At 36.9% G+C, this 19196-nt stretch carries 18 protein-coding genes; 6 read left to right on the top strand and 12 right to left on the bottom strand.

What is annotated here, in order from left to right; genetic code table 11:
• The first annotated feature begins 109 nt into the window (after positions 1-109).
• From ACO052_RS21170 to ACO052_RS21155, 4 genes are all read left to right on the top strand, one after another.
• Entirely contained in the window at positions 110-1699 is a 1590-nt protein-coding gene (locus ACO052_RS21170) for a vWA domain-containing protein (protein WP_422105803.1), read from the top strand.
• An 86-nt stretch (positions 1700-1785) separates the two neighbouring features.
• Complete coding sequence (locus tag ACO052_RS21165; RefSeq protein ID WP_422105802.1) at positions 1786-2382, top strand: SprT-like domain-containing protein; 597 nt, start codon at positions 1786-1788, stop codon at positions 2380-2382.
• A gap of 223 nt (positions 2383-2605) precedes the next feature.
• Positions 2606-3697, top strand: coding sequence for a mannose-1-phosphate guanylyltransferase (locus tag ACO052_RS21160; RefSeq protein ID WP_422105801.1), 1092 nt, complete (start codon positions 2606-2608; stop codon positions 3695-3697).
• A gap of 2 nt (positions 3698-3699) precedes the next feature.
• Positions 3700-5190: a DUF389 domain-containing protein gene (locus ACO052_RS21155; protein ID WP_422105800.1), complete on the top strand. Its 1491-nt coding sequence runs from the start codon at positions 3700-3702 to the stop codon at positions 5188-5190.
• Here the strand turns inward: ACO052_RS21155 and ACO052_RS21150 are convergent, their stop codons facing one another.
• Together ACO052_RS21150 and ACO052_RS21145 are read right to left on the bottom strand one after the other, a co-directional pair.
• Entirely contained in the window at positions 5191-5958 is a 768-nt protein-coding gene (locus ACO052_RS21150; protein ID WP_422105799.1) for an ABC transporter ATP-binding protein, read from the bottom strand.
• Positions 5958-6695: an MlaE family ABC transporter permease gene (locus tag ACO052_RS21145; RefSeq protein ID WP_422105798.1), complete on the bottom strand. Its 738-nt coding sequence runs from the start codon at positions 6693-6695 to the stop codon at positions 5958-5960. Before ACO052_RS21145 ends, ACO052_RS21150 begins: the two co-directional genes overlap by 1 nt.
• Before the next feature lie 113 nt (positions 6696-6808).
• On the opposite strand from ACO052_RS21145, the gene pafA reads away from it, so the two are divergent.
• On the top strand, positions 6809-8455 hold the full coding sequence (pafA, locus tag ACO052_RS21140; RefSeq protein WP_422105797.1) for an alkaline phosphatase PafA: 1647 nt from the start codon (positions 6809-6811) through the stop codon (positions 8453-8455).
• Positions 8456-8523: 68 nt separating this feature from the next.
• On the opposite strand, the gene ACO052_RS21135 is transcribed toward pafA, so the two are convergent.
• The 5 genes from ACO052_RS21135 to gcvP all read right to left on the bottom strand — a co-directional run bounded on the left by ACO052_RS21135 (position 8524) and on the right by gcvP (position 15028).
• Positions 8524-8691 (bottom strand): hypothetical protein, encoded by a 168-nt coding sequence (locus ACO052_RS21135; protein ID WP_422105796.1) that lies wholly within the window; start codon positions 8689-8691, stop codon positions 8524-8526.
• 861 nt (positions 8692-9552) lie between these two features.
• Positions 9553-10398 (bottom strand): glycosyltransferase family 2 protein, encoded by an 846-nt coding sequence (locus tag ACO052_RS21130; protein WP_422105795.1) that lies wholly within the window; start codon positions 10396-10398, stop codon positions 9553-9555.
• 54 nt (positions 10399-10452) lie between these two features.
• Positions 10453-10980: a methyltransferase gene (locus ACO052_RS21125; protein WP_422105794.1), complete on the bottom strand. Its 528-nt coding sequence runs from the start codon at positions 10978-10980 to the stop codon at positions 10453-10455.
• Between the two features lie 32 nt (positions 10981-11012).
• Entirely contained in the window at positions 11013-12071 is a 1059-nt protein-coding gene (locus ACO052_RS21120; protein ID WP_422105793.1) for a 3-oxoacyl-ACP synthase III family protein, read from the bottom strand.
• A 107-nt stretch (positions 12072-12178) separates the two neighbouring features.
• Positions 12179-15028 (bottom strand): aminomethyl-transferring glycine dehydrogenase, encoded by a 2850-nt coding sequence (gcvP, locus tag ACO052_RS21115; RefSeq protein WP_422105792.1) that lies wholly within the window; start codon positions 15026-15028, stop codon positions 12179-12181.
• A 173-nt stretch (positions 15029-15201) separates the two neighbouring features.
• On the opposite strand from gcvP, the gene ACO052_RS21110 reads away from it, so the two are divergent.
• Entirely contained in the window at positions 15202-15984 is a 783-nt protein-coding gene (locus tag ACO052_RS21110; RefSeq protein WP_422105791.1) for a hypothetical protein, read from the top strand.
• Here ACO052_RS21110 and ACO052_RS21105 read toward each other — a convergent pair.
• From ACO052_RS21105 to ACO052_RS21085, 5 genes are all read right to left on the bottom strand, one after another.
• Complete coding sequence (locus ACO052_RS21105; RefSeq protein ID WP_422105790.1) at positions 15967-16224, bottom strand: hypothetical protein; 258 nt, start codon at positions 16222-16224, stop codon at positions 15967-15969. The genes ACO052_RS21110 and ACO052_RS21105 overlap by 18 nt on opposite strands.
• A 4-nt stretch (positions 16225-16228) precedes the next feature.
• Positions 16229-16783 (bottom strand): sigma-70 family RNA polymerase sigma factor, encoded by a 555-nt coding sequence (locus ACO052_RS21100; protein WP_422105789.1) that lies wholly within the window; start codon positions 16781-16783, stop codon positions 16229-16231.
• A gap of 57 nt (positions 16784-16840) precedes the next feature.
• Positions 16841-17722 (bottom strand): SAM-dependent methyltransferase, encoded by an 882-nt coding sequence (locus ACO052_RS21095; protein WP_422105788.1) that lies wholly within the window; start codon positions 17720-17722, stop codon positions 16841-16843.
• Positions 17723-17726: 4 nt separating this feature from the next.
• A complete protein-coding gene (locus tag ACO052_RS21090; RefSeq protein ID WP_422105787.1) occupies positions 17727-18620 on the bottom strand; it encodes a fatty acid desaturase in 894 nt (297 codons plus the stop codon).
• 61 nt (positions 18621-18681) lie between these two features.
• Positions 18682-19185, bottom strand: coding sequence for a GbsR/MarR family transcriptional regulator (locus ACO052_RS21085; protein ID WP_422105786.1), 504 nt, complete (start codon positions 19183-19185; stop codon positions 18682-18684).
• Positions 19186-19196 lie beyond the last annotated feature (11 nt).

Here is a 19196-nt window from a genome sequence, read left to right as displayed (position 1 = left end):
AATTGTGTAACATTTGTAAATCCTTTACAAATGATTTACAAGTGTTTTCTAAAGGAAAAAAATAATGGTCTAATAGATTTGCTCTTATAACGATTAAAAATATAAAATTATGAAGGCAAAACCATTTAAATCAAAAATTAAATTCGCTGTCATTTTAGTAGTATTAGTTCTTGCTAGTGCTTGTTATCCTCCCAATGGTCAATCTAAAAGTTCGTTGTATGACATTGACGCTATAGCGGTTCAAGAAGTTGCGGCCGAAGAAGTCATCGACATTGACCATAATACAGAGGAGTATGATCGTATTTATGAGAATAGCTTTAAAGATGTAAAGCAGAACCCCTTATCAACCTTTTCAATAGATGTCGATAATGCCTCTTATAGTAATGTGAGACGGTTTTTATCTAATAATCAACTACCCCCCAAAGATGCGGTTAGGATAGAAGAAATGATTAATTACTTCGACTATGATTACCCGCAGCCTAAAGGCGAGCATCCTTTCTCATTTACCAATGAGGTTTCAGATTGTCCGTGGAATAGCAAGCACAAACTTGTTCATATTGGAATACAAGGCAAATCCTTAAACTATGATGATTTAAAACCAAGTAATTTGGTATTCCTAATTGATGCCTCGGGTTCAATGAGTTCTCATAATAAATTACCCCTTCTAAAAAAATCCTTGAAATTGTTATTGAATCAATTAAGTGGGAATGATAAAGTGGCTATTGTGGCTTATGCAGGTTCGGCAGGTTTGGTTTTGCCCTCTACTGAGGTATCGCAAAAGGAGACGATTATTGAAGCGCTGAATAGAATCGAGTCGGGTGGGTCCACTGCAGGTGGTCAGGGTATAAAACTGGCTTATAAGGTGGCCAGAGAAAATTTAATGACCGATGGCAATAATAGAGTAGTATTAGCAACTGATGGTGACTTTAATGTTGGGGTATCCTCTAGCTCGGAATTGGTAAGACTCATAGAAGAGAAGCGAAAAGAGGACATTTATTTGACTATTTGTGGATTTGGGATGGGCAATTATAAAGACGGAAGAATGGAACAAATAAGCAATGCTGGTAATGGTAATTACTTTTACATTGATAATATTAAGGAAGCAAAGAAAGTATTTTCTACTGATATGCGTGCTAATATGTTCACCATAGCTAAGGATGTTAAAATTCAGATAGAGTTTAACCCAAATCAGGTTAAGGCCTATCGTTTAATTGGCTATGAAAATAGAGTGATGAAGGATGAAGACTTTAATGACGATAAAAAGGACGCAGGAGAATTGGGAGCGGGGCATACGGTTACGGCTTTGTATGAAGTGATTCCTAAAAATTCCGATGAGCTCATTGGCAGACATGATGATTTAAAATATCAGACCACGGGAATGACAGATGCTTCTAAAAAGAATGAAATACTCACCATAAAGTTTAGATATAAAAGACCAAAAGAAGACGAGAGTATCTTAATCGTTAATACCATAGTCGATGAAAACTTAGGCTTGGACTTAGCCTCTGATAACTTTAAGTTTTCTTCCTCCGTTGCAGGCTTGGGGCTTTTACTAAGAGACTCAAAATACAAAGGGGAGTTGACCTATACCATGGTGAAGTCTCTGGCTTCAAGTGGAAAAGGCGAGGATATTAATGGCTATAGACGAGAATTTTTAGATATGGTAGAGACGGCATCATTGCTGGCACATCACCAATAAAAAATGGAGTGAAGTACTTTTAGGTTACATAAAAAGTGCTTCACTTTTTTACTCCTACAATTTGTAAATCCAGTATTTTTGCATTCATGCAAACACTGCTTTTAGACTTTATCCCAAAAGAAGCACAATCTCAGGTTGAAGCCTTATTGACAAAAGATAATTTGGTCGTTAAGGTCCGTAAGGAACGAAAAACCAAGCATGGTGACTACAGGCAATTACCTGGTGGTAAACATCAGATTACGGTTAATTCTAACCTCAATCCCTTTCGATTTTTAATTACATTGATTCATGAAATTGCCCATTTTGAAGCTTACAATACCTATGGACCTTTTATTAAACCTCATGGCAAAGAGTGGAAAATGACCTTTCAACACTTAATGCTCCCTTTTTTGCGTCCAGAAATTTTCCCAATAGAGCTATTACCACTTTTAGCCAATCACTTTAAAAACCCTAAGGCGTCTAGCGACACCGATACGCAACTCGCCTTAGCTTTAAAGCAACTCGACGAACCCAATGATAAAACTTATGTATTTGAAGTAAATTTGAATCAAAGATTTAAACTTTATAACGATAGGGTTTTTATTCGCGGTAAAAAGAGAAGAAAACGCTTTGAATGCATTGAGGAAAAAACAGGAAAATTATATTTGTTCAATCCTAATGCTGAAGTGGAATTATTAGAATAATTTTATTCTTGGGACCGCGTGTCGCCGTCCTCGTGTCGCCATAGCTTTGCCTACTTCGACGAAGTAGGCTGCTACGAAGGCTGAAAGCGGAGGCACAAGCTTTTCGGCCGTCATAACTTTTGCTAGTGGGACGACGTCGGCTAGTGCTAGTGCGAGGCAGGATTTTATAAGAGATAATTAATTTAAATTAGATTCCGTATCAATTACGGAATGACATGAATCAATGAAAAACAAAAATTATTACGCCATTTTAATGGCGGGCGGAGTAGGATCTAGGTTTTGGCCCGTAAGTACCCAAAACTTTCCTAAGCAGTTTCACGATATGTTGGGAACAGGTGATACCTTAATTCAAAAGACCTTTAATCGCTTAGCGAAACTGATTCCAGAAGAAAATATTTTTATTCTTACCAATGAGCGTTATAACGATTTGGTGTTTGAACAATTGCCAAGTGTTACAAAACGGCAGGTGGTTTTAGAGCCCGCCATGCGCAATACAGCACCTTGTATTTTGTACGCTGCTTTAAAAATTCAAAAAGAGAATGAAGATGCCCTAATGATTGTAGCACCAAGCGACCATTGGATTGAAGATGAAGACGCTTTTTCTGAAAATGTAAAGACCGCTTTTGACTATTGCGAATCTCATGATGCCCTAATGACCTTGGGCATTACACCGACATTTCCAAATACTGGTTATGGTTACATAGAATATGATAAAGAACAGTCATTAGGAGAGGTCGACGTGAAATCGGTCAATCAATTTAGGGAGAAACCAGATTATGATACGGCAAAATCGTTTTTAAAACAAGGCAATTTTTTATGGAATGCCGGTATTTTTATGTGGAGTGCCGTATCGGTTATTGCTGCTTTTGAGAGGAATCAACCAGAACTTTTTCGACTTTTTAATAATGGTTATGCCGTTTACAATACGGAATTTGAGGATGACTTTATTAAAGAAAATTATGCTAAGGCCGAAAACATCTCTATTGATTATGCTGTAATGGAAAAGAGTAATAATGTTTATGTGATTCCTGCAACATTCGATTGGAATGATCTCGGCACTTGGGGAAGTCTTTATGATAAGTTAGATAAAGACGACAGTCAGAATGCTATTGTTAATTCAAAAGTTCTTGTGGATAATGCCACAGGGAATATGATTCGTTCCAAAAAGGATAAAATTGTTGTTATAGACGGATTAAAAGATTATATCATTGTCGATAAAGACGAAGTTTTGCTTATCTTTCCTAAAACTAAAGAGCAGGACATTAAAAAAGTACTCCAGAATGTGAAAGCTAATTTTGGAGAGGAATATGGTTAATCATGAGCGAAGAAAGTAAATTCAATTTTTCTGAAGACGAACAACAAAAAGTAGAAAAGGACAAAGCCGTTGAGGAAAAAAAAGAGGCCATAAAGAAAGACGCCAAAGGCCTATTTTCGAGCATATCAACGTTTTTAAGTGAGCTTTTAGATTTTAGGGATGACACCGATCGGGATGCTACCATTGCAGCCATTAAGGCTGACATTCCTTTTAAAGGTGCTACTGCTTGGATTTTAGTTTGCTCAATTATGGTAGCCTCTGTTGGTTTAAACGCCAATTCTACGGCTGTGGTCATCGGTGCCATGTTAATTTCTCCTTTAATGGGACCAATCCTCGGGGTTGGAATGTCTATTGCCATAAATGATATAGATACTTTAAAAAAATCGCTGATCAACTTGGCGACCATGATCGTCCTGAGTCTTCTGACGGCATTTCTATTCTTTAAATTTTTTCCTTTGAGTGAGGACACGTCTGAGCTTTTAGGACGAACACAACCGGACATACGTGATGTTTTGATTGCATTTTTTGGTGGCTTGGCCTTAATTATAGCCCGTACTAAAAAGGGAACCATCGCCTCCGTAATATTTGGTGTGGCCATTGCAACTGCCTTAATGCCTCCACTTTGTACCGCAGGCTATGGTGTTGCAGTTTGGGTGAGTAATACGGGTGAGCGTGCCCGAGAAGGCTTTGCTTTTTTTGGTGGTGCAATGAATCTATTCACCATTAATACCATCTTTATTGCTTTAGCGACTTTTATTGTTCTTAAGATTTTGCGCTTTCCAATGCTTAAATATGCGAACTCCAAAAAGCGTAAACGCATTTCACGAATTGCCTTATTAGTTGCCATTGTCGTTATGGCTTGGCCAATTTACACTTTTGTTAAGGTGCTTAAAGAGAGTAGAATAGATATTGATTATACCAAGTTTCTAAAAGAGGAGATAGAGGGGAATGACTCCTTATGGCTTCAACGCGAACGTATCGATAATGAAAAAGGCAGAATAACACTTTTCTTCAATGGGGAAATTAGTGAAGCGACAGAAAGTGACCTCAGAAATGAGCTAAATAGATATGAATATATCAGGGATTATGATTTAGTCATAAATGGTAATAAGAATGTAAGTGCCGAACGCTTGATGGATCTCTACAATAATGCACTGATTACTATTGAGCAACGGGATAGTTTGTTATTGGTTAAACAATCTGAGTTGGATACCTTAACATTATTTATTCGAGAAAAAGGTAACCTCATGGATAATAATGCTTTTGTCCTTTTGGCAAAAGATGCTAAAATCAAATTTAATGACTTGTCGTATTTTGGTTATGCCAAGATGCTAGAATCTAGTGATTTCGTAAAGGTAGATACCGTTACAGTAGCAAATGTTAGGTGGAAATCAAATCTTACCGATAGTTTGATAAGAATAAAAGAATCTGAGTTATTGAAGTGGTTAAAGAGCGAATTAAAGACTGAGAAAGTGAAAATTAGTAGAAATTAGTTACTGGTTTTCTTCTAAATACATCTTGCGCACTTTTTTAAATAGCTCTGAAGAATATACAAAATTGGTCACTGCTGCATTGTCGGTTTTAAAAATAGTGTCTTTGGAGCCCTCCCATTCTTTATAACCATCTTTTAAGAACACAATCTTTTCACCGATTTCCATGACAGAGTTCATATCGTGCGAATTAATCACCGTAGTCATCTGGTATTCGTCTGTAATCTCCTGAATCAGATTATCAATAACAATAGCGGTTTTTGGGTCCAAACCAGAATTGGGTTCGTCACAAAATAAGTATTTGGGATTGTTAACGATTGCTCTGGCTATGGCGACACGTTTTTGCATACCTCCAGAGGCCTCGCTGGGCATTTTATGATGGGCATCGTCTAAATTAACCCGTTTTAGAACAAAGTCCACGCGATCTTCCATTTCACTTTTACTCTGCTTGGTAAACATGCGCAAAGGAAACATGACATTTTCTGCGATAGTCATAGAATCAAAAAGAGCACTACCTTGAAATACCATTCCTATTTTTGCTCTTAAGTCGCGCTTTTCGTCGGGACTTAGCGTATTGAAAACTTTTCCATCATAGGCAATACTGCCTTCTTCATAGTCGAATAAGCCCAGTAAGCATTTTAAAAATACAGTTTTGCCAGAGCCACTTTGTCCAATGATAAGATTAGTTTTACCTTTATCAAAAGATGTCGTAATCCCTTTTAAAATATGAGCATCGCCAAACGATTTATTTAAGTTTTCTACCACTATCATTAGCCTAAAAGTAAACTCGTTATTAAATAATTCACTAAAATTATCACCACACTGGTCCATACAAAAGATGTCGTACTGGCTTTTCCTACCTCTAGCGCTCCGCCTTTCATAAAGTAACCGTAAAAGGAAGGAATTGTCGCTAAAATAAAAGCGAAGACCATAGTCTTAATAAAAGCATAGGCCATGTGAAAAGGGATAAAATCATTTTGTACGCCATCAATATAATCCTCTAAAGTACCATAGCCTCCATACACACAGGCCACTAATCCTCCCAAAATACCTAAAGACATGGAAATGGAAATGATAAATGGGTAAAGTGTTAAGGCAATAAATTTTGGAAATACCAAATAATTAATGGCATTGATGCCCATTACCTCTAAGGCATCTATTTGTTCTGTAACGCGCATTGTACCAATACTGGAGGTGATAAAAGATCCCACTTTACCTGCCATAATGATGGAAATAAACGTCGGAGCAAATTCTAAGATTATGGATTGACGTGTAGCAAAACCAACGAGATATTTTGGTATAAGGGGATTGCTAATATTCAATGAGGTCTGAATGGCAACAACGCCTCCGACAAAAAATGAAATAAAGGCAACAATACCCAAAGACCCAATGATGAGGTCATCAACGTCTTTTAAGATTAAAGTTTTCATCACAGACCATTTTGTAGGTTTGCGAAACATGTCTTTAATCATTATAAAGTAAGTGCCAATATTATGAAGGTACTTCATCTAAGAAAATTCTACTGCTAAAGTATAAAAAATGATTAGCAATATAACGTTAAATTAAATTAAGATAGTCTAAAAACCGTATTTTTGAAGTTTGAATGAATGGCACCTGTATTATGAAAAAATTTGTTGTACTAACCCTATTAATGACGATGTTTTTTCCTTGTGGTTCGCAAGAAAAAATGATGGGTTCGGCATTGAAATCTAAGCCAAAACTCGTTGTCGGTATTGTAGTAGATCAAATGCGCTACGATTACCTTACAAGGTTTGCAGCACATTATGGGGAAGGAGGCTTTAAGCGCATCATTAGAGAAGGTTTTAATTGTAAAAACAATCATTACAATTATATACCAACCTATACAGGTCCTGGGCATGCTTCTATATTTACAGGGACTACACCAAAGTATCACGGTATTATAGCAAACCACTGGTACAGTAAGAAGGAAAAAAAGAATGTCTATTGTGCTGCAGACGATTCGGTTGTAGCCGTGGGTAGTATTTCAGAATCAGAGCGCATGTCGCCACATCGAATGTTGACAACCACCTTTGCTGACGAAAACCGCTTATTTACCCAAATGAAGGGTAAAACCATTGGAATTTCTATTAAAGATAGAGGAGCCGTTTTACCAGCTGGTCATACGGCTAATGCCGCTTACTGGTTTAGAGGCAAGGGAGAAGGGAATTTTATAACCAGCAATTACTATATGGAGACATTGCCACAATGGGTTGAAGATTTCAATAATTCTGGTAGGGTGGAGTCCTACCTCAAAGTTTGGAATACCTTATATGATATTTCAACGTACGTAGAAAGTGGATCGGATTTAAATGATTTTGAAGCGGGTTTTAAAGGTAAATCCACGGCGACCTTTCCATATGATTTGGATGCCTTAAAAGATCAAAATTCATGGTTCGATATTATTAAGAATACGCCTTATGGCAATAGTCTTGTGGCGGATTTTGCTATTGAGGCTATTAAAAATGAAGCTTTAGGAAAGGATGATGCTACCGACGTTTTAACGGTTAGTTTTTCAAGCACCGATTATATTGGTCATAACTTTGGGGTCAATTCGAAAGAAATCCAAGATACCTATTTACGATTAGATAAAGATTTAGAGCGTTTGTTATTGACATTGGACGCCGAAGTCGGTGAAGGGAATTACACGCTTTTTTTAACGGCAGATCATGGTGCTGTTGAAGTACCCAAATACTTGCAATCTCTTAAGATTCCCGCTGGATATGTCAATTACAGTGATAGAAAGAAAAAATTTCAGGAGTTTTTAAAGGAAACCTATGGGACAGCAGATATTATTGAAAACATAAGTAATAATCAAATATTCTTTAATAAGGCTAAGTTGAAGGAGTTGGGTTTAAATCGTTATGAGGTAGAACAAGCTTTAGTCGATGAGCAAATTAGCTATCCAAATGTTGCAAAAGTCTACACAGCCAAAGCCATGACTAGCACTAATTTTACCACTGGTATTGAGGCTCTACTTCAAAATGGATTTAACCAGAAACGTTCAGGTGATGTTATTATAGTGGATGATATTGCGCATATTGCCTATGGAAGAACAGGGTCTACACACGGTAGTGGCTTAAATTATGATACCCATGTACCACTTTTGTTTTTTGGTGCGGGCATAAAGCATGGCGAGACTTTAAATAAGACCGTAATTCCTGATATTGCGCCGACGATATCCGCATTATTGGGAATCAGTTTTCCTAACGGTGCCACTGGTCGACCTTTAGGATTTGTTATGGATTAAAGGTTCGTTATAATTTCTTAAATGAAGAAGAAAATAATCCGCCCTAATTTAGAGCGGATTTTTGTTTTTTAAGCACAACCATTTTCTGGATGTAAACATTGTTGCAGTGCGGCAAACCAAATACCACACCAATTATTAACACAATCAAATTCATTTGTTGGACCTCCTCCATTTATGGATTGTTGTTGCTGTTTGGAAAGTGTGCTAACACCTTTTAAATTCAGTAAATTTTTCATGATTAAATATTTAAAAATTAAATTGCCCTTGATCATTTAAAGACACTCAAGGGTTGTGCCTATTCGGATAGCTTCCTCTGGTCGACACACTCATTGTTAAATTGTTTATCAACATTATTAATAGAGGTGTCTGTTTGGGATCATAGAGAAGGTAAATTATAATACCACCCTATATTTATCTAATCGAATAATTGCTTGTTTTGAATAAAACAAACAACTTTTGAAAGAAAGAGGTTATCTAAAAAGCTACTTTTAAACAACTCTTTTTAAGTAGTTACTAGGCTTAATTTCAATTGCAGTCTTCTCTTACACTACGCATTGACACCTTCCCGTAAATGAATTGCAATAAGCATCAAGATCACAGTCACAATTGGACGAACACACGATCTGGTTTTGGGCAACTTGATTGCATTCTCCATCGGAGAAACCTTTGCAACCACCTGTTATTCCTTTTTGCTCAGTCTTACTTAAGGCTACCCCAAGATTCTTTAAATTTTTCATAATTAAACGATTTAAATATTAATATCATCTTGGCCATTTAGAGACATCCAAGATTTCTGTCTATACTTTGCGAGTTGTTTTTAGATTTTAGAACCTAGTCATTTTTTTACTAGGCCAAAATCTTAAGTTTTGTTCTGTATTAATTATGTTGTGAGGGTTCCAGACAATTAAATTGTCCGAATTAAGGGATTATCAACAAAAATCTAATTATTTTACGAAATAATAAATATAATTAATTATTTATTAACTATTTAATAATATTATGTAAATTATTTAAAAAATTAATAAATTTTAATTTGGAATTTTGCAAATTTTTTTTAATGTAATATTTTGATTTTCAGCATAATGCTGAATGGTCGATTAAGAGCGGTTTATCATCTTTCTCCAACGCAGCCGTCTTATAAATTGCCCTTCTTCGTTAGAAACCAAGAATTCGACCTTGTTGGATTTGGCCTTAAAATAGCCCTTCATATAATCTCTAAATAGTTGAAGGCTGCCCTTTTTATAAGCCAGTTTTAGTGCGGATATAAGCGTGATCCAAAAGCCATAACGCATTTTATACATCGACTCTCCTTGCAAGTATTTTGAGGCTTTATTATAAGATTGTCCTGTTGGTTTAAGGTGTTTAACATGTAGTGATTCATCAGTTAAAATATCCCACCCATGATACTTGGCCAAAAGTTCATCTACAGTATCCCAACCCATTGATGGCTTTAATTGTCCTATCTGTTTAAAACAGGCTTTTCGATAGGCTTTTAGGGCGCCACGAATATGATCTTTACGTGTTAAGTTTTCTAAAACCCAATGTCCGTTTTTTTCGATATAACAGAAGCCTGCGGCCATTCCTAATTTGGGATGGGATTTAAAATGATTGGCAATTTGCTCTAGGTAGTTATTGGGAAAAACTAAATCGGCATCAAACTTGCAAATAATATCGTAATGCGCATCTAGAATCTTTAAGCCTTGGTTAAAGGCATTGACGATTTTGGAGCCTGGTAAGTGCTCTTCTGAGGATGTCGTGTTGACCAAAGACATCCAATTATATTTTGAAACATAAGCACTAACAATAGCTGCGGTTTTATCTGTAGAGTTGTCATTGACAATGACCACTTTTTTGGGTACTAAAGTTTGTTCGACTATAGACTGAAGTGTCTTAGCGATGTAAGCATCTTCGTTATGGGCGGGTATTATTACGTAAATCTTCAAAACTAGAATTCCAATGCTCAAAACTAAAGAAATCTGGTTGGAATTTAGTATTTGTTATTTGGAATTTCTTTCAGCGTAAACTATATAATAGCGATTGGTAAATTGTCTCAAAAAGGGTCTAATGCCAAACTTTTTTACAGGATTGGTCCACTTGGCACTGTCTTTTATGGTCCAACCTGTTTTTTCTAAGAGCCAGTCGAGTTGCCAATCTTCAAATTCATGGTAGTGTCTGTCCCAAGTATCTGTTTTACTTCGATAAGCAGAAGCAAACCATAGTCTTAGAGGTACACTAATCACTAATTTATTGGCTTCTATCGATTTTAAAACTTCATAAGGCGATAAAAGATGCTCAAAGATTTCAAAGGCAGTAACGACTTCAGCAGTAGAATTTTTTATGCTTGTTTGATCTTCGTCAAGGTCTTCTCCTTTGGTGTTTTCAACCTTATAACCTTCAGAGATCATAATCTCTGAAAACGGATTTTTAACACCTAAATCCAGAATAGATTCTGATGGATCTACATGTTTTTTAAGGAACTCTAGGGTTAATCTAAAGCGCTTATTTGGAAAGGTTTTCTCGTACATAGTTGTTTTCCGAGAAATCGGAAATCTTATGATTAATATCGGTATACAATCGCATTGATATGCATACCAGCACCTACACTTGCAAATATAATAACATCACCTTTATTGATTTGGTGTTGCTCGAGTTTGTTATTTCTAATCAGGTCAAAAAGTGTGGGTACGGTAGCTACAGAGCTATTACCTAATTTGTGGATACTCATAGGCATAATACCTTCGGGCGCTTGAGCTTTAAATAATCTATAAAAACGTTTAATAATGGCTTCGTCCATTTTTTCGTTAGCCTGATGAATCAATACTTTCTTTATTTCGGATATGTCAACACCACTTTTGTCTAAACAGTCCTTCATGGCTTGAGCGACATTAGTTAAAGCAAATTCGTAAATCTTTCGACCATGCATTTTTATGTAGCGTGTATCAGGACATAAATCTTTGTTGTTGGAATTGCCGAAGAACAAATAGTAGGCTTCGTCGTAGGTGAAAGACGCCGACTCATGGGCCAATATGCCACTATCATCATCAGAAACTTCAATGATACTTGCTCCAGCTCCGTCGGAATAGATCATAGAATCCCTATCGTGTTTGTCTACCACTCGCGATAAGGTCTCTGCACCGATAACCAAACATCGTTTTGCCATTCCGGCTTTGATAAACGCTTGGGCTTGTATAACACCCTCTACCCATCCCGGACAACCAAAAAGTATATCATAAGCCACACACTTGGGATTTTTTATTCTTAGCCTATGTTTGATACGTGAGGCCAAACAAGGTAATATATCGCTTTGAATGGTGTTGGCCCTAACATCCCCAAAATTATGAGCACAAATGATATAATCGATATCTTCGGGATTCACATTAGCATCGTCTATAGCTTTTTGTGCGGCAAGAAATCCAATATCTGAAGCGACCAGTTGATCATCTGCATAACGGCGCTCAACGATACCAGTAATGGCTTTAAACTTTTCTACAATAACCTCATTGGGGTAGTCTATAGAGGATCCGTCAGTATTTAGAAATGTGTGTTGATGAAAGTCCTCATTCTTTTCTATACTTTTTGGGATATAGCTACCTGTTCCTGTGATTTTAATACTCATAAATGTAGAATTCTAATGATAATATTTATAACAAAGACGACAAGGTAACTATATTAAAACAAATAGAACGACAAGGCGATTTTGTTTTACGATGTTCAAACGTCAATCTAAGCTTCCATATACTGTTCAATCGGTGCGCAGCTGCAAATCAGATTTCTATCACCATAAGCATCATCGACACGCCTAACACTCGGCCAGAATTTATTGTCTTTGACATAGTCTAACGGAAACGCTGCTTCTTGTCTAGTATATGGTAATAGCCATTCGTCTGAAGTTAGCATCTCCATGGTATGAGGTGCATTCTTTAATACATTATTTGGTTCTTCCTTAGAGGCTGTATTTATTTCTTGACGTATCGAGATCATAGCATCACAAAAACGGTCCATTTCGGCTTTACTCTCACTTTCTGTAGGTTCTATCATCATGGTCCCAGCCACTGGAAAAGAAACCGTAGGCGCATGGAATCCATAATCCATCAAGCGTTTAGCAATATCGGTGACTTCAATACCCTTAGCTTTAAAATCACGACAGTCAATAATCATTTCGTGGGCTGCGCGTCCATTTTCACCTGTATAAAGCGTGTCATAGTAACCTTCTAAACGTTCTTTGATGTAATTAGCATTGAGTATAGCCACTTCGGTAGCTTTCTTCAAGCCACTTGCGCCGAGCATTTTGATATAACCGTATGAAATTATACAGGCTAATGAAGACCCAAAAGGTGCTGCAGAAATCGCTGATATCGCTTGATCTCCTCCTGTTTTTATAATTGGATTTCCCGGTAAAAAGGGCACTAATTGTTGAGCAACACAAATCGGCCCAACGCCTGGTCCACCTCCGCCATGTGGAATGGCAAATGTTTTGTGTAAATTGAGGTGACAGACATCTGCTCCAATATTTCCTGGGTTAGTCAATCCCACCTGAGCATTCATATTAGCACCGTCCATGTACACTTGCCCACCATTGTCGTGAATAATCTGGGTAATGTCTTTTATAGCAGATTCATAAACGCCGTGTGTAGAAGGGTAGGTCACCATTAACGCCGCTAAGTTATCTTTATAATGCTCCGCTTTTTCCCTTAAATCATCAACATCAATATTACCATCTTCAGAGGCTTTGGTAACAACCACTTTCATACCAGCCATAACGGCACTTGCAGGATTGGTGCCATGTGCAGAGGAAGGAATTAAACAAATATTTCTGTGATGATCCCCTCTAGATTCGTGGTAGGCCTTGATCACCATAAGACCGGCAAACTCTCCCTGTGCACCTGAGTTAGGTTGTAAGGATGTTGCTGCAAAACCTGTGATTTCGGTCAACTGATCCTCTAGCGCTTTTAACATTAATTGGTAACCTTCCGCTTGCTCTTGGGGAGCAAAAGGATGCATATTTCCCCAATTGCTCCAGCTCAGTGGCAACATCTCTGATGCTGCATTGAGTTTCATAGTACAAGAGCCAAGGGATATCATAGAGTGGTTTAAGGCTAAATCTTTACGTTCTAAACGTTTTATATAGCGCATTAATTCCGTTTCTGAGTGGTAAGCATTAAATACATCAAAGGTTAAAAAGTCTGTTCGACGTTTTAAAGCTTCAGGAATAGTATTAGCCTCTATAATTGAAACGATGTGATCTGTTTTATGGCCTGTAACGGCTTCAAAAATGGATATGATGTCATTTAAATCAGCAATTGTGGTCGTTTCGTTAATGGCAATAATTACCGTATTTGAATCCGGATAATAAAAATTAACCTCTTTTTTTTCTGCTTCGTGTTTTACTTTAATGGCATCAGCTTTGATTTGGATTGTGTCAAAATAATGCGTATTAACTTGCTCTAAACCTAAGCGCTTCAGGGCAGCAGATAAAGTAGCTGTCGTATTTTGAACTTTATTAGCAATGAATTCTAATCCTTTTGGACCATGATAGACAGCATACATGCCAGCCATAACTGCCAAAAGTACTTGTGCCGTACAAATGTTCGACGTTGCTTTATCACGCTTAATATGCTGCTCTCTAGTTTGCAACGCCATTCGTAGTGCTCTGTGGCCATTCGCATCTTTAGTGACACCAATAATTCTACCAGGAACATCACGCTTGTAGGCTTCTTTTGTTGCGAAATAGGCGGCATGAGGCCCTCCATATCCCATGGGAATCCCGAAACGCTGAGTGGTACCTACAACGACATCGGCTCCAAATTTACCCGGAGCTTCAAGCTTGATAAGGCTTAAAATATCTGCGGCAACAGCAACTTTAATATTTAAGGCGTTTGCTTTTTCTATAAAAGATTTAATATCAGTAATCTGACCGTTTTTGCCTGGATACTGCAATAGGGCACCAAAAAAGTCTTCGGTAAGATTAAATTCTGTTTCGTTACCGGTCACTAATTCAATACCGATCGGCGTTGCTCTTGTCTCTAACAAGGCCATTGTTTGTGGTAGGACCAAATCCGAAACAAAGAACTTATTGATACCGGCTTTTTTTTGAGCCCTGTCTCTAACGGCAAATAACAAGCTCATAGCCTCTGCTGCTGCGGTACTTTCATCCAATAAAGAGGCATTGGCAATTTCCATTCCGGTTAGATCAATCACCATGGTCTGGAAATTTAAGAGGGCTTCCAATCGTCCTTGTGCAATTTCAGCTTGATAAGGGGTGTAAGCCGTATACCATCCAGGGTTTTCTAAAACATTTCGCTGTATAACAGCTGGTAAATTCGAAGGATGGTATCCTAAACCTATATAAGATTTATAAACTTTGTTACGCTGTGACAGTTTATAGATATGATTGAGATAGTCTTGCTCGCTCATGGCCACATCTAAATTCAAATCCTTTTTAAGGCGTATGCCTGCAGGGATAGTTTCAGAAACGAGTTGTTCAATACTAGTAACTCCGATGGTATTTAACATGGCTTTCTGTTCGTCTGAATTTGGGCCGATGTGTCTAAGTGCAAAAGAGGTTGTATCCATTCTAAAATCAGCTATTTTTTTTGATATGCAAAAATACGGAAATAGCCTTTGTTTTTAGTTAACGAAAATTAAAGTTTTTAACCGAAAACTTGGGTTATTAACACATTGATTATTTTTGTTTGATGAGGTTTTTAAGGCGGTTACTTAATTTTTATATTAACAGCAGTATTCATGTGGCACTTGCGGTATGCGCATTGACTTGGGTAACACTACTGCAGTTTGACCTGGCTTATGATAAAACCGTGCTTTATTTTGTGTTTTTTGCCACGATAACTGGGTATAATTTTATAAAGTATTTTGGGGTTGCCAAATTTCATCACAGACGATTGGCAGGTTGGTTAAAAACGATTCAGGTGTTTTCGTTTATGGCTTTTATTGCCATGTGTTACTATGCGCTTCAGCTCAATATTGATTCGATGATTTATGTGTCAATCTTCGGACTCATTACATTTTTATACGCTGTTCCTCTACTGCCTATGCGCTATTTTAGGGATCATCATAAGAATTTAAGGCAAATAAGCGGCTTAAAGATTTATGTGATTGCTTTGGTTTGGGCATTTACTACAGTTCTGTTGCCCTTAATAGACAATATGGTTGCTATCCATATGGATATGATCATTACAGCGATTCAACGATTTATGCTCGTTATAGTTTTAACCTTACCGTTCGAAATTAGGGATCTTAATTATGATAGTATTAAACTGGCGACCATACCTCAAAGCATAGGTATTAAAAAAACCAAAATCATTGGGGTTTTGTTGTTAATGTTGTTTTTTGTTTTGGAATACTTTAAGGATGATATAGATGTCACTTCTATTATATCGACACTAATAGTCCTGTTTATATCACTTTTGTTTTTGGTGTTTTCTAACAAAAACCAATCAAAATATTATAGTGCATTTTGGGTGGAGAGTGTACCAATGCTATGGCTAGCTGTATTATTGGTGCTTCGCTAGCTCTTCTTCAAACTGTTGTTTAAGCTTACTGCGTTCATCGTTATTTAAGCAGTCTACCTCGGCTTTCTGTATCACTTCGGTCAACTTATTATTTCTATTGACATAAGCTTGCGTAATACGACACCATGAAAGTCTGATGCCTAATTTAACGCGCTCCCAACCTGTAGCTTCACCATATTGCCTTTTGTCGCAAATATGTTGTGCTTCTTCACAGCTTATAAATAAAAAACCTTTTTTCATTGTATTAAAACCAATTTTTTTCCATGCAATCTGCCAGAGCTGTTCGCGCTCTGTGGATGATTACCCAAAGGTTAGACGCAGTTATTTCTAATTCATTACAAATTGTTTCTGTATCGTAACCTAAAATCGTTTTCATCTTAAAAACTTCAGCTTGTTTCTCGGGTAATTTGGCCATACAGTCGTATATGGCATTGCCCAATTCTGAGTTTTCTATCTTGTCCTCGGCAGTTTTATCAAAGGGATCTGCCACGCGTTCTTCTAACCAATCGCCTTCAGCTTCTGTATCACCATTATAGCTCATTCTAACTTCGGCTTTCCCTTTATTGGAATTTATCTTGCGATAGTAGTCGATAATTTTACGCTTTAAAATAGAGATTAACCATGTGCGCTCACTGGCTTCACCCTTAAAATTAGCCATGGATTTAAGTCCTGCCAAAAACGTTTCCGAAACTAAATCTTGCGCCATTTCTCTGTCATTAACTCTAGAAATAGTGTAGTTAAAGAGGTAGTCCGAATATAAGTTAATCCAGTTATTTGGGTTTATTTGATGGTCTGCCATTTAAATATCGCATTGCTTGACCAAAAATAGGATAAAATATTAACTTGTAAAATAAGCTCAGTAACTTTTGGTAGCACTAATGATATAATATCCAAAACTTTTGAGGTGCAAACCAGATAATAGGGCGTAAAACGAACCTTTTAGATTGTGAAGACTTTCTTGTTTAATACCCTTAAAACCTAATAGCTTTTTTACTATAAACCCTGTAATTGCAAATGGCACATGAAGTACAGACGGTGCTACTGTAAAAGAAACATCCTCAACTTTAATATTTGTAAAGCCGAGTTCTTCTAGTTGTTTCTTTATAAAGTGATGTGTCTCTAGTTTCTCTAAGTTCCAGTGGTTACATAGCTTGTTGTACGAATACTTACCACCTAAACAAAGTTGTGTTTTGTCTTTTTTTAAAAAGGCGTCCGCTATAACAAAGCGTCCTCCGGGCTTTAAAATTCGACACATTTCCTTAAGTGAATTATAATTGTGGCCCGAATGACAGAAGCTTTCAATGGCTATGGCAGAGTCAAAGGAATTGGACCGAAACGACGTGTTGTTATAGTTTTCTTTTAGAATAATCCCATTTTTACCTCGTAGTAACTCGTTGCCTTTTTGTACCTGAAAGTTAGATAAGGTCACTCCATAAGCCATGACATTTTTGTAGTGTTTTAAAGCGTAGCGCATGGTCGCTCCCATACCACATCCTAGGTCAATGAGCCGGTTTTTGGTGTTGCCAATATGAAGTCGTTTTAGGACTTGTCGATTCATTTGGTTGAGCATAGAATCGCGCTTAAACGGATGGGTTTTAAATGGTACAAAGTAACCGAAATGCATGTTATAATCGTTACTCCAAAAGGCATAGTCTTCGGTAGCTTTATTATAAAAATCTACCATGTCCATTCGGTTTTGTGCCTCGTAATTACTGTAGGGTAGGGTTTGTGTTTTCATGATATTAGAATTTAGGTAGTTTCCAGATTACTGTTTTATGTGGAATTGCAGAAGGCTTCAAATTTGCATCCTGAGTTTTTACATTCTTAATAATTTTGAGCTTGGATAAAAGCCATACCAGCATCCATCCAAAGTCAATTTCATACCATTTTGAAGAAAATTTTGCCGAAGTTGGATATGAATGATGGTTATTGTGGAATCCTTCTCCAAATGATATCAACCCTAGCAGAACATCATTATAGCCACTTTCGTCTGCACCTTTTATTTTATGTCTGGAATAACCATACTTATGTGAAGCATAACCAATGTACCAATGACCAAGAATGATAATAGTCGTTCGAAGGCATGTTGCAACTAGCATGCTATTAATACCAAGCAGAAAGTAAAATATGGCCATAAAGGCGATGTAATTAACGTGCCAAGTTTTACTTAACCATAATAGTGTAGGGTCGCTTAAATCCTCTTCTGGAATATTGTAACGATTTAAATCTTTTGGAATAAATGTTAAATGAAGATTCCAGAAATAATCTGTAATGAGTGAATGTTTGTATTGAAAATACCGAGGGCAATCTTTTCTATTTTGCCAATAGTCCCTAAAATAGTGTTGCTTAAGCCAATTTAACGGGTTTCCTAGACCTGTTAAAACAAATAAGTATAAACTGATTTTTCGAAAGCCTTTGGTTGTTTTGTATGACTTATGTATAATTCCTCTGTGCAACCCAACTGAGTGTCCAATACCAACAGTAAGAAATAAAAGACAAAAATTAATAATAAAATCATGCCAACCTATGATTGAAAAATCAATGAATATAATTGATAACATCATTAGGTATAACCATATAGTTTTTTTCCATGAAAAGTTTATGGTTCCGGCATTGGTTTTTAGAGTCTCATTCATAATTCTATTATTTTAAAACTTTCAGAAAAAATTGAAAGTTTGGATTAAAAAAATATAACTTCTATTTCATCAATTTTAAAACCGATTTCGTTAACCAGTTTTGTTTTTGGTTGACAAGCTTATTCATTAAGTTATCCAAATCGTCCGTTAACTCTTTAAGCGCTTTGGTTTGTTTTATGAGCTCTTTGGTCGTCTCGGTACCGTCATCCTTAATGGAGGAGACCTCTTCCAAAACTTTGATAACAGGCTTTATTTCTCGGCGACTGCGTTCTTTTGCTATGGTTCGGGCTAATTCTTGAACATCCTTTTCAGTGGTGAAGAACTCCTTGCGCTCGCCAGAAACCAGAACTTTGGTCACAATACCCCAGTCGATGAGTTGCCTTAAATTCATACTAGTATTACCTCTTGAGATCTTAAGATCTTCCATAATATCCTCCATAGACAAGGGTTTTGTAGAAATGAAAAGTAAGGCTTGGATTTGAGCCATGGCTTTATTGATACCCCAAAGCGTACCCAAGCTTCCCCAGGTACTGATAAATTTTTCTTTAGCTTCTACATAATCCATATCACAAATAT

This window comes from Winogradskyella sp. (assembly GCF_965228925.1).
Classification (GTDB): Bacteria; Bacteroidota; Bacteroidia; order Flavobacteriales; family Flavobacteriaceae; genus Winogradskyella.
Note: the sequence above shows the minus strand (reverse complement) of the source record. Positions and strands in the feature narration are given on the sequence as shown.